Origin of the sequence: uncultured Novosphingobium sp. (assembly GCF_964277725.1) — a bacterium.
Lineage (GTDB): Bacteria > Pseudomonadota > Alphaproteobacteria > Sphingomonadales > Sphingomonadaceae > Novosphingobium > Novosphingobium fluoreni.
On record NZ_CAXYKL010000191.1, the window covers coordinates 1 to 23056 of the forward strand.

Sequence of the window (23056 nt, forward strand, 5' to 3'; positions counted from 1 at the left end):
CGGCCATGTCGGCCCGTGCCGCCGCCATAACGGTTTCGGGATCGAGCACGGTGCGGGTGCGCGTGCCCGATGCCTGCTTCACCGCCAAGGGCAGCGCCTGCAATTCGCCCACGCTTTCGACGTCGGGGTGTGAAGACACGATGCGATCGATCAGTGTGGTGCCGGTGCGCGGCATACCGATCACGAAGATCGGCTCCGTTCCAGCGCATTCGGCGGTGGCGGGCGAAACTTGCTGAGGAGCCCAGGCTGCTTCGATGGCATCGAATACAGCGGCATCACGCGTGAAATCGTAAGGAAGCGCGCGGCGATGCTCGGCATTGACGGTGATCAGGCGAGCGAGCGCCTCATCCTCCCGGCCAAGGTCTTCCAGTTCCTTGGTGAGGGCATAGCCGAGCAGCAGACGATCGCGCCTATCCTGCGCCGCTTCGCGCACTTCGATCAGCTTGTCGACGTGGTTGGCAGCCTCGGTCTGCTTGCGCAATCCGGCGAGGAGGTGGTGCGCACGGGCATCCGCCGGTGAGAGCGCGAGCAGTTCGTTCAACGCCGCCTCAGCCGCATCGACTTGCCCCAGGAAGTTGAGCGTCGTGGCCAGATTAAAGCGGAAAGCCGTGCTGCCCGGCTCCAGCCGAACCGCCTCTTCAAAGTGCGCCAGCGCGGCAGTATGATTGCCCAGCCGAGCGTAGACGCAGCCCATCGTATCACGGCTCAGCGCGTCGGCCGGGGGCATCGCCTCGGCATCACGCAAGGTTGCTGCGGCGTCGCCATCGCGCCGCACCAAGGTGTACAGCTTTGCTAGATGCGCGCGATATTCCCCTTGTGGATCGAGCGTGACCGCCCGACCGAGATGTCCGATCGCTGCTTGCACCCGGCCCTGCGCCGCCTCTGCCTGGCCGAGCAGGAAATGCCCTTCCGCATCCCCGGCATCAGCGGCGATCATGGCGCTCGCCAAGCGAGAGATTGCACCCAGATCGCCCTGCACCAGAGCACGCCGCGCCGGGCTCATCGGGAGGGTGGCGCTGCCGATCATGCGGGGCTGGCTTCCTCGATAGTACCGGCAGCCGCGTCACCTGGGTCAGACTTGCGCGCCTTGTAGCGCTGGATCAGGGGCTGGAAGGGGAACAACGCCTGCTCCACAATCGAGAGACGACGACGCTCGTCCTGCCCGACGATCGCAGATTCGCCTTCGCGATAAGTGCCGAAGATACGGTCCAGCAGGATCAGCGAATTGCCGTAATTGCAGCGCGTTGCTTCGTAATCAGTGGAGTGATGCAAGCTGTGATTGCGGATTGTGGTAAATACGAATGAATACCAGATCGGCGGATTGGCGCGGACATTGGCGTGAGCAAAGGTGGAGACAACACCCAATACGTTCAGGCCGGCGAACAAGGCGGTGTTATCGAAATCGAACAACGCCAGAACACTCAGGCTGATCAGGAACAGCTCGATCGGATTGCCCACCGCGCCTTTCGCGGCATTCAACTGCGTGATGTGGTGATGCGGCGCGTGGGTCAGCCAGAACGGCGTAACGTTGTGCATAAGGCGATGCATCCAATACTGGCCGAACTCCAGGATCACGATCACCAGCGCCACTTGCGCCAGCCACGGCATGTGTATGACCCACTGGGTGCTGATCCCCAGCGATGTCTTCAGCGCCTTTAGCGGGTCTTCGGCCAGTGTCTGCGTCAGCCATGCAATAACCGTGGCGCTGAGCACGACGTAGAACAGGTCTGTGAAGAATTCCTGCTTGTCCATCCGCCAACCGGCATGTCGCTCAAACACAAATTCCAGCCCCAAAACTATCGCGGTGATCGCGCTGGAGAAGGCGATAAGTGTCCAGGGGCTGCTCAGAAGCGCCTCAGGACCGTAGGCCCAGAATGCCACGACAAGCGCTACCATCAGCGGCGGCAGAAGATCGACAAGAGATTGTTTAGCAAGAGCGTTTTGCATGGCGTTCTTACCGCAAAAACCAGGTCGCCCATGGCGCGGGCGAGGATGGACGGCGGGAACCCGACGTTTCTAGAGCGGCCGCACGGGCTCGCAGGCCTTCCAGAAGCAGACGACCTGCGGATGCCGCTATGGCGAAAGGCCATGCCGTCTGGTGCTGGGCTTCAACGGTAATTGCCTGGTGGCGCAGTGCCATGGGGTTCCTCGCTTTGATCCGCAAAATCTGGACCAGCGAACCCCATACGGGCAGGCGCTATTTTTCGATGGAAGACATAGATTGGCGTTATGACTTCCGCTGCGCGCGGATCCGGCGCACCACTTCGTCGAGGAACAGCTGCGTCGCCGTATCCCGCGAAGGCTCGGCCCGGGCGAGCAGGAAGATATCGTAGGACGGCTCAGCCTCGGGCTGGAGGATCGGCCATAGCCGCCCGCGAGCCACCTCTTCCTGAGCCGACAAGATGGGCAGGAACCCGACGCCGACGCCATGCAGGATCAACCGCTTGGCCTCGTTGATATCCTCTGCCAGGCCATTCACCTTGGTGCCCAGGCGATACCGGCGGCGCAGATGCGTGATCGTCTCGATCTCATCCTCGCCAGTCAGAACGAAGCCCTCGTCCTTCAACTCGTTCAAGCGGCTGATGCGGTATCCGAACAAAGGATGACTGCGCGCGCAGTAAAGCTGCTGATGCTCCGTAAACAGCGGCTCATAGACCAAGCTGGCGCGCACCGCGCTATCATATCCGACGCCGATCTCCACTTCGCCCCGCTCCAGGGCATCCAACACCTGCCGCCATGGCGACACGCGGATCTCGATGTGGATTTCGGGATGGCGGCGATGGAAACTGGCGATCGCCTCGTCGAACTCCAGCGAGACCAGCGCGGACACCAGCTGGATGCGTACGAAGCCCTCGACGCGCTTGGTGGCCTGCGCGATCTGGTGCGGCACCAGGCGGGCCGCTTCCAGCATATCTTCGCACAAGGCCATCATCGCCTTGCCCGCCGCCGTCATCTCCACGCCCGTGGCGGAGCGATGCAGCAGCGTGGCGCCGACCTGCTCTTCCAGCCGCTTGAGTGCGGCGCTGATACTGGGCTGCTGCTTGTTCAGTTGACGCGCTGCCGCGCCGATGCCGCCGGCCCGCACAATATCGACAAAGGTGCGCATCAGGTTCCAGTCCACCCGACTGGCAAAGCGATTGTCGATAAGCGGACTGCGGTCTGTCATGACAGGTGTGGCGAACGGCGATGAAGCATGGCGGCATACAGATGCCACCTGCGATCGCGGCTCGCCAGCCTAGAATTGCGCCTGTCGTCGCGACGGCGGAGAGCGGCGGAAGAAACCATCGCTCTTCCGCCGCTCGTTAGACTTTGCCGTTACGGCGTCGTCTGGCCCGCGTTGTCGGCGGTTCCGGTCGAGGTATTCGCAGACGTCGTCTTCACACCTAGGCTGGCGCCGCCTGCCGTGGTGGTGGTCGTGTCCTTGCGCTCACCAGTAGTGATTGTGCCGCCTGCCGTAGTGGTCGAGCCGCCACCGGTCGTGGTCTTCACGTTCTCCTGATTGACGTTGCCGCCTGCATTCACCGTCAAGGCGCCACCGGTCTGGACGTCCGAGCCGGTGTAGTTGGTCGTGGTGGTGGATTGGTAAGTCGCGCTACCCTGCACGCTGCCGCCCTTCTCGATCCCCTCGGGCTTCTTTTCCTCAGGCTTGGGCGCTTCAGGTCCCAGTGCGCTGGGGCGGGCAGAGACCCAGCCGCCATCGGACTTAGTGCCGCCGGCCTTGTCGGAGGGCTTCTGCGCGCCGTCGGTGGAGGATTCGGTCTGCTTCACCGGCGCCCCGGGGACCTTGGGCTTGTCCGGCACAGTGCTCTTCACACCTTCCGAGTGCTTCGAGTTCGAGGTGTCGCTCTTCGCAGGCGTGCCACCGTCGTTGGAGTTGCCGCGCGTGCCGATCACCGGCTTGGGCTTCTCGGGCGTATCGCCCTTTGAGCCTTCCGACTGCTTCGGGTTCGAGGTGTCGGTCTTGGTCGGCTTGCCACCTTCGCCCGAGGTCGAGCCGCCGTCGTTCGAGTTGCCGCGCGTGCCGATCACCGGCTTGGGCTTCTCGCCGCCGTCCGTGGTGCTGCCCTTGCCGGAGCCGCCGTCACCGCTGCTGGAGGGAGTGGGCTTGGGATTGGACGTCCCGCCGTCGCCCCCGTTCGAGGTGGTGGGCTTGGCGCCGCCGGTATCACCGTCGCCCTTGTTGGGCTTGGCCGACTGCCACTTACCATCGTTGGCGGCACCAGGCTTGGCGGCGTCGGGCTTCTTGGTGCCCTCGTCCTTCTTGCTGGCTTCGCCGCTGAGGCTGAGTTGCGCGCCGTAAGAGTGCGACGTGTTGGTGCTTTCGGCCGCCTTCATCTTCAAGTCGCCGCCGGCATCGATCGAGGCATCGCCGCCCGACTTGATGGTGGTGCCTTCGATCGTGGCGTCGTTCTTGGCCTTGATCGACTGGTTGCCGCCCGTGGTGAACGAGCCGACCTTGGCCGTGTCGGACGAGGCATCCTCATGGGTGAAGCCGCCACCCACTTCGACACCGCCGCTGGTGCCGCCGCCGCCGCCCTTGCTGAGCGAGACGCCGAGCGAGGCGTTCTCCGTGGTCTTGCTGCTGGAGGCGGTGTCACGCGCGGCCGTGAAGTTCACCGACCCGGCGCTGTCGATCGAGCCATCGCCTGCCGCGTTGAGGTTGGTGCCCTCCAGGTTGGCGTCGCCCTTGGTGGTCTTGATATTGAGGTTGCCGCCCGAGGTGATGCCGCCGGTGACCGCCTTGCTGCTTTCGGCCTGCTCCTGGCTGCCTTCGTAGCCGCCCGAAGCCTCGGCCTTAACAGCCTTGGTGGCGCTGATCCCCGCCTTCACCTCGGCAGTGCCCTTGTTTGAATTGCTGGTGGAGCTGCTGGTGTCGCGCGCGGCGGTGTAGTCCAGCGATCCCGCCGTCAGCGAGGCATCGCCGCCGGACTGGATGTTGGTGCCCTCCAGCGAGGTCTTGTCGGTGGTGGTGCTGCTGAAGCTGCCGCCCGACTTGATCGTGGACGTGCGCGCCGTGCTGGAGTTGGCGGTGCTGTTGCTGTCCTCGTGCTCGTAGCTGGCCTTCACGCCCACGCTGGCGTCGGCGTCCGCGCCGGTGCCCTTGCCGGTGACCGAGGCCCCCGCGGTCGCGCCTGCCTCGGCATCGGCATAGGCGCCGATGCGGCCCTTGTCGGACTGCGCGCTGGACGAGGAGTAGGTGGTGTCCGCCGCGGCCTTGCTGTCCCAGGTCTTGGCGGTTTGGCTGAAGTTGCCGCCCGCCTCGACATCGGTGCCCGCGTCGGTGATGCCGTTCTCCGCCGTGCGGGTCATGTTGCCGCCAGACTTGAGCGACGAGGTGACCGCCGTGGTGGAGCCTTCGGTGTTGGAGCTGGACGTGTGCGAGACCTGCAAGCCCGCGCTGCCTTCCGCACCGGCGCTGGCGCCCGCGCTGGCCCCGGTCATGCCCGCTTCCGCCCCGGCCTTGGCCTCGGCATTGCCGTTGACGTAGAGGCCCGCGCCGGTCTGCTGCTTGGTGGTGGTGGTCTCGTGGACATCGTTGACCTCCTTGAAGGTCATGTCCTTGGCCTTGAGATTGAGGTCCCCGCCCGCATCGACCGAGGATCCCTCAACCGTCATCTGGTTGGACGCGGTCAGCGACGTGTTTCCGCCCGACTTGATGGTGGAGCCGGTGTGGGTGATGTCCTTGCTGGTCGCAGTTTCCTGGGTGTTGCGGTAAAGATCGATGTTGGTGTCGCTCTCCGCCTCGCCCTTGGCCTCCGCCTGTGCCTGCGCGGTGAAGCTGGCCGAGGCCGATGCACCGGCCTTGGCCTCTGCCTTATTCTCATTATCGACCATGAAGCCAACCGAGTGCGTATCCGTGGTGGTCGTGCTGGTTTCCTTGTTCTCGGCCGCCAGCAGGTTGATGTTCTGCGCATCCACGGCGACGTTGCCGCCCACGTTCATCTCTGAACCCTGCAGCGTCACGTCCTTGTCCGCTTTGACGTTGGCGTTGCCCCCAACGTTGAAGGTGGAGCCGACGGCGCGGCTGCTTTCCTTGTCCGTGGTCGCGGTCGTGTGGTTCATCAACTCCAGGTTGCCGGAGTTTTCGTTTTTCGCCTTGGCACCCACTTCGGCGCTGGCCTGCGCGCTGTAGCCGCCGGCGCTGGCCTTGGCGTCCTTGCTGGTGCCCGCTCCGCTCTTGGTGTCGGCGCTGGTCTTCAAATAAGTCGTGGTCTCCGTCTTGGACGAGCTGGTGTCGACATCGTTGCCTTGCAGGATGTTGACCGAGCTGGCCTTCACGTTCGCGTCGCCGCCGATGTTCACGTTCGAACCCTGGACGGTCAGATCGCCCTTGGAATCGATGTTGGCATTGCCGCCGACATTGAAATTCGAGGAGACGTTGCGGCCGTGGAACTCGTCCGTAGTGGTCTTGGACGTGCCGTAGACGCCGCCGCCAACGCCCACGCCGCTGGTCTGGTTTTCGTCATGGGTCTGGGTGCTGTTCTGCCCGGCGATGATGTTGAAATCGCCGCCGGTCTTCACGTCGGCATTGCCCTTCACGTTGGCGTCGCTCGCCTTGAAGGTGGTGTCGCCGCCGCTTTGCATTGACAGATTACCGCCCACGCTCAGGGTCGAGCCGAGTTGGTCCGTCGTGGTCTTTGTGCTGTAGCTGTCCTTGCCACGCTGGCTGGTGGAATTGACGTCGTCCACGGTGCCGAACGTGATGTTGTTGCCGGCCTTCAAGCTGGCGTCAGTCCCCGCGCTGACGATCGCGCCGGACACGGTGATGTCCTTCGCCGCATCCAGGGCGAGGCCGTTAGTAGCTGTGATCCCGGCCGTCTTGCCGATCACAGTCGCCTTGTTTCCATCGGTGCCGGTGGTCGAGGCGTAAGTCTCGTTGATGATCGAGCCGCCGGTGCTGCGAACGCTGACGTTGCCGCCGCTCATCGTGCCGCTGGTGTTGCGCACGTCGCCAGTCGCATCGACGTTCAGCGCCTTTTCGCCCACGATCGAGCCGCCAGTGTTGGTCAGTGTGCCGACGTTGAAGTTGGCGGTATCCGTGGCGTGAATCGTGGCGGTACCGGATTCGAACATCGCCTTGGTCTTGGCGCTGAGATAGACGACGGGCGCCAGGACCTTCTGGCCCGCCACCTCGGTCTCCACCATCCACACCATGTCGGTGCCCAGCTTGGCCTGCTGCTCTGGGGTCAGCGCTTTGCCATACGTCAGGCCAAGCGCTGTGGCGGCATCGACGCCGTTCATCATCAACCGCGCGACCTGCTCGTCGCTGGTTTCGGCCTGCACCAGCTTGGCGGTGCCGACTTGCGCCGCAACCTGCTGCGAGATCAGATAGGCCTCGTAGGCCGCATCGCCGAGCCGGCGGACCAGCAGGTCCGGGTTCACGCCCAGGCGCTGCGCCATGAAGTCGGAACCGACCGCGCCGTCCAGGCCGAAACGGGGGTTGGTCTCGACGAGGTAGCTCGCGCTAGGATCGCGCGAAGTGACGAATTGGCCGTTAATGCTGGTCGGCAGGGTGATGACGACGCCCTGATAGGCCACTGCCGCCAGACCCTGCACGGTCGTCGCTCCACCGATGCCGTTGGTCGCAACGGCAAGCTGCACAGCCGCAAGATCACGCAAGTCCGCGCCCACGATCGAGACCGCGCCTGTCGCGCCGCCGACAGAGCCAATCCCGTTCGTGCCGCCCGTCAAAGTGCCGCCCAGTACGGTCTTCAAGCCGGACAGCGAGGCCGCGTTGCCCGTCGCGCCCGTGGCGTCCGTGGCCGAGCCGGTGGTGCCGCGCGCCGCGCCACTGTCGGCGGAAAGGACGCTGGCGATGTTGATGACCTTGAAGGCCTTAACATCCAGGTTCACCGCGTAGATCGAAGCACCGATGGAATCGACGTACTCCTGCTTCGTCACCGTATCGCTATACCCGAGCTTGCCGTGCAGGATGCAATTGCGCCCGACTGCACCGTCGCAATCGTCGAAGTCCTGGTATTTCACCGTCCGCGTCGACTTGTAGATGGCCACTGCATCGTTGGTGAAGGTCGATGTGCTGCCCGCCCCGTCAAGCTTGAATGTGTTACCGGAGAGGCTGCCGCCGAAATTGGTCGCGGTCTGGAAGTTGACGATGCTCAGCGTGCCGTCCGCCACCATCTTGGGCCGAACGATGCTGCTGCGCGGAACGTTGAAGGTATCTTCGGTGGTGTAGGTGCCTTCGTGATAGTAGCGCGTGTCGCCTTCATTGGTGGCGCCGCGCCTGCCGTCGACTGGCACGTCGCCTGGGCTGTCCCCCTCGTTCAGCGTATAATAGTTCTTGCTCGTCTCGGGCATGTTCTTCTGCCCCTCGGCGCCGGCGAAATTGCGCGGATCATTGCCGATCGTGTTCTCGAAGATCGCCGCATCGACGGTGATGTCGCCCTTCGCCGCGATGTCCGAGAGGTTGGTGAACTTGGCGGCGGTGAAGGTCATCGAACCGTCTGTCCGGATGGCGTTTGAGTTGGTGATATTATACGCGCCAACGGATACGCTCAGGTCTTTGGCGCTGTAGATATCGCCGAAGTTGTCGAAATGGCCCGCCGTCGTCGTGAGAGACGCGTTGCCGAGCGAGTTGATGCCGCCGCCGCCCGAGTTCAGGATGCTCGTGCCGGTCAGCGCCAGTTGCGCGCCCGAGAAGATGAAGCCGGGGTTGAAGATAGACCCGGCCACGGTGATGGACGTCTTACCGGTGTTGATCGCATCGCCCTGCGCCCGCACGTTGCCCATGATCGCCACGTTTACCGCGTTCATCGCCAGCGAGCCGGTCTTGAGCGTCATATCGCCCTCGGACACGACCGCGCCACCGATGGGATCGCCCGAGGTGTCGCCGTCGAGGGTGAGCGAGCGCAGATCGAGGTTGATCGTCTTGCCATAGACGATGCTGTTCAGGCCCAGTGTCAGCGCTGCGGTGCCGCCCGAGATCACCAGTGTCCCGCCGGATTGGTAGCGTCCAGCCGTGCCGGTGATCGCGTAGTTGCTCGTGCCGGCGATGGTGAGGTCGTTCGATGCCAGGATCGTCTTGTCGTTCTGCAGCCCGCCGGTGCCGACGTTCAGCTTCAGGTTCGACTGCGATTGCAGGATATTGCCGTTGACGATGCTGTTGGCGGTGATCGTCCCGGTGCCCTTGCCGCTCGTCGCCAGGAGGACTTTGCCGGTCTGATTGGTGAACGTGCCCGAGAACGTCAGGTTGGCATCCGCATCACTGCGCAGCGTACCGGCGTTGACCAGCGAGGCCATGCTCAGGTCGAGCGACCTGCCGCCCCATAGCGTGCCGGCCTGCGTGCCGAACTGCACCAGCGCCGACCCGTCGTTCTTGATGGACAAGGTGCCGTCGGCCTGCATGGTCGCGCCCGAGGCATTGGTGATGCTCAGCGTGCCAGTGCCGTTCCGCTTGATCCTAAGATCGCCAGCAGCGGCAATGTCCTTGGTGTTGGACAAGGTCCCGCCGATGGCCAGGGTGACATTGCCATTGCCGACGATCGTGCCTGAGTTGGTGAACTTGTCAGCGCTAACGGTCGCGTCGCGGTTCGCCTGAGAAGCGAGGTAGAGCGCGCCATCATTCGTGAAGCTGGTGGCAGTGAGTTCACTGCCCGTGACCGCTTCGATCTGGCCCTTCGCCTCATTCTCGAAGCTGCTGGCCGCTAGCTTCAGCTGTCCCTGCACCAGGACGGTTCCGCTGTTGTCGAACGTATCACTCAGCGTAAAGCGCCCATCGCGTGTCGTCTGGATCGCACCGCTGTTGTTGACCTTGTCGCCGTACATCGTAAGCGTGTCAGCGATCAGCGAACCGCCTTCGTTGGTGAGCGAGGTCTTGCCGCCCTTCTCGCCGATCGTGATCGTATCGCCCGCCTGGAAGACCGCGTTCAGGCGGTTGCGGACCTGCAAGCCATCCGTCGGCGCCGCGCCCTTCACGATGATCCGGCCACCGGCATAAAGAGTGCCGCTGTTGTCCACGTCCCCGCCGCTGGTGATCAGCATCAGGTCCTTGATCGATTGCAAGGTCCCCTTGTTGCTCAGCGAGCGGGCGTTGATTGTGCCGCTGTTCGCATCCAGGCCGAGCGTGATGGTGCCATCATTGTTGATGTCGCCCGACGAAGTCAGCGTGCCGCCGCGCGATCCCTGGATTTGGGCGCCGGTCTTGTTGCTGAGCGCGCTGGAAGCCAGCGTCAGGGTGTTCTTGGCGTAGATGGTGCCGGTGTTGGTCAGCTTGCCGGTGGTATCGAACGAGAGGGTATCGTCCGCCTGCACCCAGCCGCTGGAGGTGACGTTTCCGGCCAGCGTGGCCGAGACCGTCTTCGCCAGGATGGTGCCGTCCTGGCTGCCCAATTTCACGTTGCGGGTGCTGTCCCCGATGGTCAGCGTTCCGCTCGACTGGATCGTGGCGTTGCTAGCGTTCGACAGTGTCAGCGCCGTACCTGCTTTACGCGCCTGGATGGAGAGGCTTTGCACGCCGATGAGCTTGCCGGAATTATCCAGCGTGTCGCGAACCAGCAGGTCGGCCGCGCCGCCCGACTGGATCGTGCCGCTGTTCGCCGCTGCCATAGCGGAAACGTCCAGCTTGCCGCCGGTGCCCAGCGATCCGATCAGCGCGCCCTTGTTGTCCAACTCGCGGACCGTCACCTTCGCACCGGTGCTGCCTTGCACGGTTCCGGCGGCGGAGTTGGCCAACTTGTCCGCACCCAGCGTGAGCGCGGTCTGCCCCAGGATCGTGCCATTGTTCGAAACGAGCGCGTTGCTGTCGATCGTCAGCGCGTTGGTGGTCTGGATGACGCCGTCGTTGCTGATCGCGCCGGTGGTCAATGTGGCGCTATCAGCGATGACGTAGCCTTGTTGCGACGTCAGGGTGACGTTGCGCCCGCCCGTCGTGCCGCCAATCGTCAGCGCGCCCGCGCCCTGGATATAGGCGTTGTCGGCGTTGCTGATCGCCAGCACCTTCGCCCCATCGGCCGCCGTGACGGACAGCGCTCCGCCCGCCAAGAGCTTCCCGGTGTTATTCAGCTTCTCCGCCACCGCCAGGGCAAGACCGCCGCCTGACTGCAGGGTTCCACTGTTGCTTACGCTACCGGCGAAGACCGAGCCGCTGGCCGTCGAATCGAAGCCGGCGATCAGTTGCCCTTCGTTCGACAGCGCTCCAGCCACCTTCAAAGTGGTGACGCCGGTGCCCTGTACCTTCGCTCCAGTGGTGTTGGTGAAGCTGGCAACGCCGATGTCCAGCGTAGTGCCGCTGGCGAGCGTTCCCGAGTTGGTCAGCGCGCTGAGACCCGAGGCAGACAGAGCGCCCTTGCTCTGCAGGAACGCACCCGTGCCGTTGACCAGTTCGTAAGACGTCGGCCCCGACGCCTTCAGGTTCAAGGCACCCCCGGCGATGACTTGGCCGGTGTTGTCGAGCTTGGTGCCGATATTGCCGGCAAGGTCGGTGACGGACTGGATCGTGCCCGAGTTCACCGCACTGCCTGCGTTGACAATGGCCTTGCCGTCGGCGACCAGCTTGCCGGTATTGGTCAAGGTGGCGGCGGTGGCGGAGATGTCGCTGGCCGACAGCACGGATCCGCTATTGGTGAGCGTGCCGACCGTCACGGTGGCCGCGCCCTTTGCCGTCGCCAGCCCGGCGTTATCGAGCGTGTCGCCCGATGCCGTGAGTGTCGTGCCCGCCTGAAGCGTGCCCGCCTGACGGTTGCTGAGAGTGCCGCTACCGTTCAGGGACAGCGCCGAACCTGCGAGCATGACGCCCGAATTGTCGAGCGCAGTCAGTCCGTTGACGCTGAGCGCTCCGGCGGATTGCACAGTCGCGCCAGCAGCGTTGGTCACCGTGGCCGCGGTGATCGTGCCATCACCTGATGCGCTACCCAGCGTCACCGTCTTGGCGTTGGTGAGCGCATCGGCGGTCACCGCGCCCCCAATGGCGGATTGCACTAGCCCGTTGTTGGTCAGGGTGGCGGCAGTGATGGTGGCGGTGCCGCCTGCCAGCACGCTACCGTCGTTGCGCAGATCGACCCGCCCGGTCGCGCCGCCGATGGTCAGCCCTTGGGCCGCGTGGATCGTGCCCGAGTTGGTCACTGCCGCCGACGATGTCAGCGACACGTCACCCGCATCGGCGGAGATCGTGCCGCCATTGTTCAAGCCGCCGGCATTGATCGTCACCGCGCCGGTATCTGCGACCAGGCCCTGGTTCGCTCCCGCCGTGGTGGAGAGGACGCCTTTGACCGTGACGGTCAAACCCGAGGCGGCGCGCACCGAGGAGGCGTTCAGGGCCATCGCCCCGCCGCTGCCCAACGCTAGGGTGGAACCGCTGTAGAGCGTCGCCCCGTTTGCCGCCAGGTCGCCGCCGCTGGTCAGGCTGGCGGTCTTGGCGCCATAGCTGACCGCACCGATCGTAGCCGCACCGCTGGTGTCGATCGTCAGTGCGCCGGTAGCGAGGCGGCGGTTCTGGTCCGCCACCGTGGTGGCGACCGCATCGTCCGTGAGTGCGGCAGCCTTGATCGAGAGGTCCCGCCCGGCGACCAGCGCGCCGCCCTGCAGCGCCGCTGTCCCCGCGCCACTCGCCAGCGCGACATCGCGCGTGGCGGTGAGGGAGGCCTGCTGCAGCGTGATGCCCGCGCCGCTGGTGTTCACCCTCACATCGTTGGCGGCGGAGATCTTGCCCGCCAGCACGACCCTGCCGGCTGCATCCAGCGTAAAGTCGGAACCGGAAGCCGCGACATCGCCCAGGGCTCGCACGCCCACACCCGCTTCGGTAGCGATCAGGCGGATGCGGTTGGCGTACATGCCGCCCAGCACGGTGGAATCGATGGCGTATTCCGGCGCGGCGTCCGTCGCCCGCTTGGCGGTGACGACCAGCTCGTCGCTGTTCCAGTCGTTCGCGCCGGTGACGACGTCCATCGTCTTGGCATTGATCTGGCCGTCGATCTTCACGCTGCGCGCGACAAGCGCGAGATAGTCCTGCGCGGTGGCGTTGAGGCCCTTGCCGGTGATCAGGATATCACCACCGGTTACCGAGAAGCCGCCCAGATGGCCGTTGCCGTCGATGTTCGGCCGCCCGGTCGTCAGCGTGACGTTCGGCGCGTTGATGAAGCCGCAGCCGTTGCAGGTGATGCCATAAGGGTTGGCGACGAAGACGTCGGCCGTGCTGCCCACGACCTCGGTGTAGCCTGCCAGGATCGACCGGTTAGCCCCGGTGACCTCGTTCAGGATGACCCGCGCTTCCTTGTCGAGATTGAAGTTCGCCGTCACCGACCCGGCCAGTTGCGACTGGCGGTTCAGCACGTCGCGGTTGCCGTTGTTCAGCACCACGCCGTTGGTCGGCACGCTGTATTGCTCGAACCGGTTGTGCGACAGCCCGTCCGCATTGGCGCGGGCGATGTCCACCACGGTGACGCCGTTGGGCGCGGTATAGACCTGCGTTGCAGCGTCACCCGCGACGACTTGCGCCGCTGCCAGCGCCGGCACGCACAACGAGGTGGTGACGAGCAGGAAGCGGGCAAGCTTGCGCTTGAAGGCGAGGTTTGTTTTCCGGAAGCGAGCCATTTGCGTCAAATCCTAACCGAGAGGCGGCCGAAGAGCTGCAAGCCCTCTCGGTCGAGAAAGCGGGGCCCTTCCAGCCGCCGCGCCACGAATACATCGAAGAATGCCGGACCGATGATCAGCGAACTGCCTAGCGCCGCACCCACTAGCGTGCCGCGCGGCGTACCCGCGGCGTTGCCGGTCGCCCGGCCGACGTCGAGGCCGAAATAGGGCTTGAGCGTCACCGGGCGGTTGAAGGCGCTGCCCACCTGCATCGGGGCGGAAACCTCGTTGCGCAGGTAGAAGCCCTTGTCGTTCGCCAGCGTAGTCTCACGAAAACCCCGCACGGAATAGACACCGCCGACGGCGAACTGCTCGGAACCGTAGAGCGTGTCCCCCGTCAGCTGCGCGGCGAACACCGACGAGAGGTCGACGCGCTGGCGGCCAAGGTTGACCGAGTTGAAGTACGCTGCGGAGATGCGGAACTTGTCGAACTGCGCACGCGGCGCGCCATCGGGCAAGTTCGGCATATCGCGCAGGGCATCGAAGGCGGTCAGGCCATGCGAATAGCCAAAGCCCAGCGTGATCAGGCCCGGCAGGCGCGTGGTGGTGAAGCTGGCGTCGAGGTCCAGCACCGACAGCTTGCGCGAACTGACCGAGAGCAGCTGCCCATCAATGAAGCTGCGCTGATCCTTGTAGGTCAGGGTCGCCAGCAGGTGCAGCTGGTCGGTACGGTTACGATAGGCTGCCCAGTCGATGCTGCCATAGGCGTTCTTGGTATTGCCCGTCAGCCGGATCGACGTGCCGGACAATGTGGAGATGTCGGTGCGATAGCGCGAGACCGTGTAGCCGCCCGAGAAAGTCAGCGGCCCGTAAGGCAGCGAGGCGAAGGCCGTCTCCGAGCTGGACTGGGTCTTGTCTGAATTAAGCGGATCGCTCTGCCTGCGGGTGAAGCTGAGCAGGTCATTAAGGCCCAGCAGCGACTCGCCGGTCACGGTGACGGCGCCCTGATAGCGCCCCGTCGCGCGGGAGCCGAGGTTATCCGCCGCGATATTGCCGTAAATCCGCCGGGTGGGCTGGTTGCTGACCACGACAACGCTCTCGCCAGGCACGTCGCCGGGGCGGATGTCGAGCGTTGCATGGTTCGATTGCAGGCGATTGATCTGGTCGATCCCCTGCTCAAGACTGCGCAGGTTGAGCTCGTGGCCCACCTGATAGGGGAAGGCCCCACCCAGGTTGACGCCCCGCCCGTTCAGCTTCAGCGCACCGATCCGGCCTTCCAGCACGGTGACGCGCAACTCGCCCGAACTAAGGTCCTGTTCCGGCAAGTAGGCGCGGGCGGTGGCGCGGCCGCGATCGATATAGGCCTTGGTGATGTCACCCAGCAGGTGCTCGATGTCACTGACAGTAAGGCAGCGGCCGAGATAGGGTCGCGCCAGCCGATTCTCGATGCCGCGCGAAAGCAGTCGCGCGCCGTCTATCGAGATCACCTTAATATCGCGGCAAACCGCATTCGCTGCGCCCCCGGCGCTGACCGTAGGCTCGGGCACCTCGATCGTCGTGGGCGGGCGGGCGCTCTCCCGGTCGCGCTGGAGCTGCTGCAACCGGCGCGACTCGAGTTCGCGTTGGATGCGCTCGTTCTCCTGGATCACGCCTTGCGCACCGGGCGGAACCTGTGGCTGCGGTTGCGCTTGGGCATAGGCGGGCGTTCCGGGCGTCACCACTCCGACGAACACCAGCATGGCAGCCTGGATATAACAACGCGCGCTCATTCGGCTGCGCGCACGCGTGCAGCTCGCCTTCGATAGACGGATAATCATTGCCGTTCCCTACCGGCACCCCCGTGCCGCCCCAAATACCCCCGCATTTTTGATACGGGCATTACTTATCCAGTATTTCCGTAGCGGAAACAAAGCAATATCTAAAACGACATTGATCCCGTACGACGCAAATACAGCTATGTTCACTTTTAAACGTTTACTCCGGCGTTACCCGTAAAGCGGCTTTATCTTTCCGATCATAGCAACTCGCCCGTCCGATCAAGTCGTTCCGGTGCTGTTTTGCCCTTGAGTGGCCATTATCATGCCTACTCCGCGTGGGGATTGGCAAAATCGCACCTGATCGGCTGAAACGGACACATCGGTATCGACACGGCTTCGGCTGCCTCAAAGCAAATGATCGCAGACCGGCGGCAGCGGCTCATGTGGTGGGCGCAAGTGGCGGGCGTAGAACGCCAGTTCAATCGAGACCCACTGATGGAAAACCTCCCGCAACAGCGGCGTCGGCCCGACGCTGGATTTGCCCGCCTGGAAAAGCCCCAGGCTCACGCCCGCCTTGATAATGTTGAGCACTTGCCCGCGTGAGAGGCCGAAGCGGGAGGCCAGCCCCGCGCGCGATGGCGGCGGCAGGCCGCTGGTGTCCGCCTCCATCACGCCGACGATGATAGAAAAACTGCCGGACATGACGTTCAGGTCCGCCAGCGGCTGCGGCATGCGATCCACCAGCGGTATCTCGTCGGACAAGTGCGCGCGCCCGCCCGAAACGTTGAATCGGATCGCGAACGCGGGATCGTCCAGATAGCTTTGGCGTTCCAATTTCGGTTCCAGCAGGTCCAGCGCGGTGGCGGCATAGGTCAGCCACGCTTTGGTGAAGCCGTCGAACTTGGGAGTCGTCCGGTAATAGCCAATCCTGCGGTCCTGCGCGTCCGGCACGACCGTCACCACGCCTGAAAACTTCAGCAGCCCCAGCAAAGTCTTCAACACGCGCGGCTTCACTTCTTGCCTCTGCGTGCACAAATCCAGCATCCGCCCGTACGTCGCCCCGCCTTGTGGCCCAAAGCGCTCGGTGTCGGAGGCGAGGTATAGCAGGTAGCCGATGATGCGCCAACGCGCTTCGGTGGCGATCAGCGCGTTCAGCAGCCACGGCGCTTCCCGCAGACGCGCCAGCTCAACGCAATAGGTCTGCACCGCTTGGGGGAATTTGGGATGAAGGGCCAGACGCCGCGCGTCCGACACGAGTTGATTTGGCACCGGCTTGCCCTCTCCCGCAACGACATTCCCGGCAGTCGCCCGGTACGGAAGGCGTTGCAAGGCGTGACTTTCGTGCTTGGAGCCGCCCTTATGGAGGCCAGCGTTTCCCGGCAAGCCCCGGATGGCGGCGGTGTCCGCAGGTGCATACCTACGACAAGAATTTCACCGGAAGTCGTGCGATTTGAAGCGGACGACGTCTTCGGGGTCCAACCCCTCGGCATGGGGCGGCCAATAGCAATTGCGCGGGGCCGGCTTCCAATCGCTTTGGCCGTAGCCCGGATCTCCGCGATCGGGAGAGCCGCCATGGCGCGCGCCATCGCCGCGGCCGGTGATGTGGGGGAAAGACATCTCACCCACACGATGCAGCAAGGGGCCATGATCGATGATCCGATCACAGATGACGTGGATCACTTCGCCTTCCTTCTGCACCCGCCCCTTCATGCCGATCATCGAGGCGGACATGACGGTGCGGCGCTGCGCTTCGAAACGATGGGGCCACAAGATGCCATTGGCGACGCCGGTTTCATCCTCGATGGTGATGAACAGCACGCCCTTGGCGCTGCCCGGCTTCTGGCGCACCAGGATGATCCCCGCCACCTGGACGTGGCGGCCATCGCGGATCGTGGCCAGATCACCGCAACGCGTGATGCCCTGCCGCGTCAGCTCATCACGCAGGAACGTAAGCGGATGGGCCCGCAGGGAAAGCTGTAGCGCGCGATAATCCTCGATCACCTCGCGCCCGTCGGATAGCGGGCGCAAGATGACGTCGGGCTCGATACCTTCCGCGCTGCGGATCTGCGCCGCGCGATCGGCCGCAGCGAACAGCGGCAGCGGCGCTTCGCCCAGGCCCTTCACCTTCCACAGACCCTGCCGCCGGTCCGCGCCAAAGGCATGAAACGCGTCGGCTTCCGCCAGTTTCTCGATCGCGGCGCGCGGCACGCCCGATCGGCGCCAAACATCGTCCACCGATGCGAAGGGTACCTCGCCGCGGGCCCCCACGATCTTGGCCCCATCACCATTCGAGAGTCCGCGTATCTGGCCCAGACCCAGCCGAACGGCGAGGTAGCGCTTGCCGCCGGGCTCCAGCGTGCAGTCCCACCGGCTGGCGTTGACGCAGGGCGGGCGCACTTCCACGCCATGCTCGCGCGCGTCCCGCACGATCTGGGCAGGCGCGTAGAAGCCCATCGGCTGCGCGTTCATCAAGGCGGCGCAGAACACGTCGGGATGATGATGCTTCATCCAGGCCGAGGCATAGGCGATCTTGGCGAAGCTGGCGGCGTGGCTTTCGGGAAAGCCATAGGAACCAAACCCCTCCAACTGCTTGAACGTGCGTTCGGCAAAATCGCGCGGATAGCCATTGGCGACCATGCCTTCGACCAGCTTTTCCGCGAACTTAGAAACGCCGCCGGTGAACTTGAACGTCGCCATCGATCGGCGCAGGGCATCGGCCTCGGCCGGGGTAAAGCCCGCGCCGACGATCGCCACCTTCATCGCCTGCTCCTGAAACAATGGCACGCCCAGCGTCTTCTTCAGCACGGCCTCCAGTTCCGGCCTGGGATATATGGCCGTTTCCAGCCCCTCACGCCGGCGCAGGTAGGGGTGGACCATGTCGCCCTGAATCGGCCCGGGGCGCACGATCGCCACCTGGATCACGATGTCATAGAATTCGCGTGGCTTCATGCGCGGCAGCATCGACATCTGCGCACGACTTTCGATCTGGAAGGTGCCCAGCGTATCCGCCTTCTGGATCATCGCGAACACGTCGGGATCATCGTCCTGCAAGTCCGCCATACCGACGCGCAGGCCCTTGGCTTCCTCCAGCAAGTTGAAAGCACGGTTCATGCAGCCCAGCATGCCCAGCCCCAGCACGTCCACCTTCATGAACTTCAGCGCATCGATATCATCTTTGTCCCACTCGATGATCTGGCGATTTTCCATCGCCGCGGGCTCGATCGGGACGAGATCGTCCAGCCGGTCATGCGTGAGGACGAAGCCGCCGGGATGCTGGCTCATATGGCGCGGCACGCCGATCAGCTTGCGCGCCAGGTCCAGAGTCAGGCGCAGGCGACGGTCAGCGATATCGAGATTGAGCTCTGACACCTGCTTTTCGCCTACGCCCTCGGCCGACCAGCCCCAGACCATCCCGGCCAGCGAAGATGTCAGATCCTCGGGCAGCCCCAGCGCCTTGCCCACATCGCGCACCGCCCCGCGCGCGCGATAGCGGGTGACGACAGCGGTCAGCGCCGCGCGATCGCGGCCATACGTGTCGTAGATCCACTGGATGATCTCCTCGCGCCGCTCATGCTCAAAATCGACGTCGATATCGGGCGGCTCGCGCCGCTCGCCCGAGACGAAGCGCTCGAACAGCAATTCGTGCTTTATCGGATCGATCGAGGTGACTTCCAGCATATAGCAGACACAGGAATTTGCCGCCGATCCACGGCCCTGGCACAGAATGCCCCGTCGGCGCGCCTCCTGCACGATCGAATGGACGGTGAGGAAGTAAGGCGCGTAGCCCAATTGCGCGATCAGGCTCAGTTCGTGATCGATCTGCTGGATGTACTTCGGTGGCGCGCCATCCGGAAACTTGCGCGCCAAGGCTTCCATGGTGAGCTTTTCCAGTGCCTCCTGCGCTGTAAGCCCCGCGATTACCCGTTCGTGCGGATACTGGTAGGCCAGCTCACCCAGGTCGAACTTGCAATCTTGCGCGATATCGACACTGGCTTGCAGGGCATCGGGATAGTCGGCGAAGCGACGTGCCATGTCCTCGGGCGATTTCAACGCGCGATCGGCATTCACCTCACGCCGATAGCCCAGTTCGTCCACTGTGCACTTCTCTCGCACGGCGGTGACGACATCCTGCAGCAGCCGCGCTTCGGGGGCATGGTAGAGCACGTCCCCCGTCACCACCGCGCGCACACGGCTCTCGCGCGCCTGCTCCGCCAGAGCGGCGATGCGTACCGCGTCGTCCGGGCGACGGCGCTGAAACAAAGCCATATGCGCGCGCGGACCATAGACTGCCTTGAGGTCTGCCAGGGCGATCTTGTTGGCATCATCCGCTTCATGGGGAAGCAGGATCGCAACCATACCTTCGGACCAGGCCGCAAGATCGGGCCAGTGCAATTCACACCTGCCTTTACCGGCACGGCGTTTGGCGGCGGCAGCTTCCCCATCCAGGGGTGTAGAAGCACGCCGCTTGCCCAGCGTGAGCAGGCGTGTCAGCCGCGACCATGCGGGGCGATCGGTGGGATAGAGGATAAGCCGCCGCCCGCAAGTCAGGTCCACCCGCGCACCGGCGATGGAGCGCACGCCTGTCGCCTTCTGGGCTTCCCAGGCACGAACGACGCCCGCCACCGTGCCGATATCGCTGACACCCAACGCCGGGTAACCCAGCAGCGCGGCAGCGGAAAACAACTCCTCGGGCGAGGATGCCCCGCGCAATAGGGAGAAATGCGTGAGCATCTGAAGTTCGACATAACCGCTCATGCGAAAATGCCATGGATCCACCAGGAAAGATCGCCCGTGGCATTGTCCACGCCATCACCACGCCGGAATACCCAGTAGCGCCCGCCGTCCGCATCCTCGATCCGGAAGTAATCGCGCACCGCCCACACTTCCTGGTCGCGTCGCCACCACTCGCCATGGATGCGTTCGGGACCATCACCGGCAACGACCTTATGCGTCTGGCCGCGCCACTCGAAGCGTCGGGGCGGCTGATCGGGTAGCAGCGCCATCACGCTCCAGAGCGGCTCCGGCTTGGCGAACAGGCGCACCGGGCGTTGCCATTTCGGCCAGCCGCCCGGCACCGCGATCGGACTGACTCGCCGAACTGCCCGCTCCGGCACATGACTGGCAACCGGCGCGATCCGATAGACCGCCTCTTCGCCAATACGCCCCGCCACCACGTCCACCAGCCTGGCAGGATCACGCACGGGCGTCTCTCCCGCCAGGGCCTGGCCCAGATCGACCGCGCCCAGCGGCTCGGTATGCGGGGCGACAAGGCGGAACTGCTCCAGCCCCAGACCGGGGTCGATCCGCTCGATCCTCAGCTTCAGCAGCCGCAGCAAATGCGCAGCATCGCGGCTGGGGCGCGATGTGCCGATCGCGACCATCTGCTCCCCGCCATCGACACGCAAGGCCACCAGCCGCAATGCCCGCGCGCCAAGGCCGCGCGCTTGCAGTACCAGCACCAGGTCATCAAGCAGATCGGCCATGACTTGCCCGATCGCCTCGGCGGTACGGATCGGCTCCAGCAATCGGCGTTCAACCATCGGCATAGCCGGATCGCTATGCGGCGTGATCGGCTCCGCCACCGCGCCCAACGCCTGGTCCAGCCGCTGAATCGCGAGCAAGCCCAGGCGGCGCGCCAATGGCCCGCGAGCAACGGGAAGCAGGTCCGCCACCGTCTCGAAGCCAAAGCGGCGTGCGGCGATCAACGCGGCTTGTTCGAGGCGCAACGCCGCAACCGGCAACGGCGCCAGTGCTCGTACCGTGTCGCCCGATGTCACGATCGTCAGATCATCCGGCCCGAACCGCGCCAGCGCATGCGCCGCACCCGGGGTATCGGCAATCGCCACCCGAGCGGTGAAACCAGCCCGACGGCAGAAGCGCAGCAAACGCTGGCAGAAGCGCCCCTCACCGCCATGGAGGTGCGCACACCCCGTCAGGTCCAGCCACAGGCCATCAGGCGGCGCAACCGCGGCAATCGGTGACCAACGCCGCACCGCCAGCAGCGCCAAGCGGTCCAGAAGTTGGGCATCGGCCTCCGGCTCGGCGGGGCGAAGATCGAGGTCGGATACCAGCGCCCGCGCATGCGTGGCGGCCATGCCGATGTAGATACCCAGCATCAGCGCGGCAGGAGATACGGCAACGACCTGCTCGCGCCGGCCGACCTTGCCCACCACCGCCATCGGCTCCTGATGGGATACGCCTGTGCGATACCGCTGTGCCGGCACAATCGTGGCGACGCGCTTGAACGGATGATCCGCCGCTTCCGATCTGCGCCCCAGTTCCCGCATGGCAGGCTGCGCATGGCGGGGCAGGGCATCGATCTGCTGCTGCATCTCTTCGCGCGAAGATGGCTCAGCCCTTGCCCAGCGCGCACCCGGCCGCCAGCCACCGCCGCGCGGGACCGAGCAGGCACCCGGATCAGCATCGACCGGAAGCGCGTCGACCGGAAGCGCAAGGGCTAGAGAATCAGGCTGCAGCCTGGCGGGCCGTTCCCACCGCAGCAACCGCTCGATCGGCAGATGCGGCAGGAACAGCGAGACGACCCGTCTCATCGCAGCCCTCCAGGATCAGGGAAAAGGGTTCGCCGCCACGCTGGCGCGCCAGCTCAACCTGCCATTGCGGGCGCCCGACGCCGGCCGCCTCTACCGGCAGCGACGGCGCACTGGCGATCCGCCACCGCGTCCAGGCGGCGGACGGCTCCTCCAGCGGATCGCGCTCCCGCTGGCGGCGCTGGCGCAGCAGCAGGATCGGCAAATCCGCTTCCGCCGATGCCAGCTGGAGCCTGCGCCCCGCCACCATGGATATCCTGCGCACCTCCGCGATCACCACGCAGGGCGTGCCATCGCGCACCGCATCCTCGATCACCGCCAGCAGCGCTTTGTCATCGCGCGGCTGCACGTGGATCACGCTTGCCGCCGGCAAACCCGCCTGCGCCACGCCGGGCGCATAAAGATCGTTGCGGCAACTGGCCCACAGCACCGGAGCCCCCGTTGCCAAAGCCTCCCGCGCGGCGATCCCGGCGATGAAGAGCGTCGCCGCCGCATCGTCCACCAGCGCACAACTGGCCGCCGATACCTCGTGCAGCGCCCCAGCCCGCAACCCACCTCCTGCCAGCCCTTCATCAAGCGCCCGGATCCCGAATGACAGGCTTCGCTGGTTTCCGGTCAGGGATGCAAGCGACTTTAATTCCGCAATATCCAAAGGACGTTTGGCTTTGATGGCAGGCATGGGGGCGACAGACATGACAGAGACTCGTTTGTTCTCTTTATGTTCGCTCAATGTCGCTGCCGGGTCAAGGTCCCCGAAAGACCTGTGGATCGGCTTTCCTCCCATCTTATCCGCGGTTAGCCCGGAAATTTTTGCGGCTGCGCTACACGATTCCCCATGGGAAGGGCCCTATGAGCTGCTGACTTGGTGATGGCCCACATCCTGGCCTGAATGCTTGGAACAAGCTTTGCCGTTATGGACCGATTCGCTCAATGATTGCGGATGACGCCGCCTCTTTCAGTACCCCGGCGCTTGATCCGATGCCGTTGCCGGTGCCAAATGGGGGGCATGAAACCACACACTCGCGCCTTGATCGCCGCCGCCACTTTCGCCGGCCTCTCCCACCAGAAGGTGGCAGGGCTGTACGATCACGCAGTCGGCAAGGATCTGCGGATCGCTGCGGAGGTCAAGGACGGGGTGCTGCAAGGCTTCGACGGCGATCGCAACACAGCGTTTGGCGGCCGTCTCCCGGAAATCCACGACAAAGGCGATAACGCGTTCATCACGTT

General features: G+C 64.6%; 9 protein-coding genes and 1 pseudogene. 1 reads left to right on the forward strand and 9 read right to left on the reverse strand.

Annotated features, from left to right (window positions below; genetic code table 11):
* From ACHWRX_RS10640 to ACHWRX_RS10680, 9 genes are all read right to left on the reverse strand, one after another.
* The coding region (locus ACHWRX_RS10640; protein WP_394659178.1) for a tetratricopeptide repeat protein at positions 1-1027 on the reverse strand (1027 nt) is incomplete at its 3' end.
* Positions 1024-1947 (reverse strand): sterol desaturase family protein, encoded by a 924-nt coding sequence (locus ACHWRX_RS10645; RefSeq protein ID WP_394659179.1) that lies wholly within the window; start codon positions 1945-1947, stop codon positions 1024-1026. The genes ACHWRX_RS10640 and ACHWRX_RS10645, both read right to left, overlap by 4 nt.
* A 280-nt stretch (positions 1948-2227) precedes the next feature.
* Complete coding sequence (locus ACHWRX_RS10650; protein WP_058738050.1) at positions 2228-3166, reverse strand: LysR family transcriptional regulator; 939 nt, start codon at positions 3164-3166, stop codon at positions 2228-2230.
* 149 nt (positions 3167-3315) lie between these two features.
* Positions 3316-13545, reverse strand: coding sequence for a hemagglutinin repeat-containing protein (locus ACHWRX_RS10655; protein WP_394659180.1), 10230 nt, complete (start codon positions 13543-13545; stop codon positions 3316-3318).
* A 5-nt stretch (positions 13546-13550) separates the two neighbouring features.
* Entirely contained in the window at positions 13551-15293 is a 1743-nt protein-coding gene (locus ACHWRX_RS10660) for a ShlB/FhaC/HecB family hemolysin secretion/activation protein (RefSeq protein ID WP_394659181.1), read from the reverse strand.
* Between the two features lie 393 nt (positions 15294-15686).
* Positions 15687-16550, reverse strand: a complete 864-nt coding sequence (locus ACHWRX_RS10665; RefSeq protein WP_394659182.1) for a hypothetical protein — start codon at positions 16548-16550, stop codon at positions 15687-15689.
* A gap of 162 nt (positions 16551-16712) precedes the next feature.
* Positions 16713-20036, reverse strand: a complete 3324-nt coding sequence (locus ACHWRX_RS10670) for an error-prone DNA polymerase (protein WP_394659183.1) — start codon at positions 20034-20036, stop codon at positions 16713-16715.
* Positions 20033-21832: a Y-family DNA polymerase gene (locus tag ACHWRX_RS10675; protein WP_394659184.1), complete on the reverse strand. Its 1800-nt coding sequence runs from the start codon at positions 21830-21832 to the stop codon at positions 20033-20035. Before ACHWRX_RS10675 ends, ACHWRX_RS10670 begins: the two co-directional genes overlap by 4 nt.
* The gene (locus ACHWRX_RS10680; protein WP_193753333.1) at positions 21747-22508 is read right to left on the reverse strand and encodes an ImuA family protein; all 762 of its coding nucleotides are present in this window, start codon (positions 22506-22508) and stop codon (positions 21747-21749) included. Before ACHWRX_RS10680 ends, ACHWRX_RS10675 begins: the two co-directional genes overlap by 86 nt.
* Positions 22509-22856: 348 nt before the next feature.
* Between ACHWRX_RS10680 and ACHWRX_RS10685 the strand changes: the two are divergent.
* Positions 22857-23056, forward strand: a pseudogene (locus ACHWRX_RS10685) (hypothetical protein); the annotation flags it as partial.

Coding starts and splice junctions, on each gene's coding strand:
- ACHWRX_RS10645 (WP_394659179.1), bottom strand. CDS start 1,947: ATGCAAAACGCTCTTGCTAAACAATCTCTTGTCGATCTTCTGCCGCCG.
- ACHWRX_RS10670 (WP_394659183.1), bottom strand. CDS start 20,036: ATGAGCGGTTATGTCGAACTTCAGATGCTCACGCATTTCTCCCTATTG.
- ACHWRX_RS10675 (WP_394659184.1), bottom strand. CDS start 21,832: ATGAGACGGGTCGTCTCGCTGTTCCTGCCGCATCTGCCGATCGAGCGG.
- ACHWRX_RS10655 (WP_394659180.1), bottom strand. CDS start 13,545: ATGGCTCGCTTCCGGAAAACAAACCTCGCCTTCAAGCGCAAGCTTGCC.
- ACHWRX_RS10650 (WP_058738050.1), bottom strand. CDS start 3,166: ATGACAGACCGCAGTCCGCTTATCGACAATCGCTTTGCCAGTCGGGTG.
- ACHWRX_RS10680 (WP_193753333.1), bottom strand. CDS start 22,508: ATGCCTGCCATCAAAGCCAAACGTCCTTTGGATATTGCGGAATTAAAG.
- ACHWRX_RS10660 (WP_394659181.1), bottom strand. CDS start 15,293: ATGAGCGCGCGTTGTTATATCCAGGCTGCCATGCTGGTGTTCGTCGGA.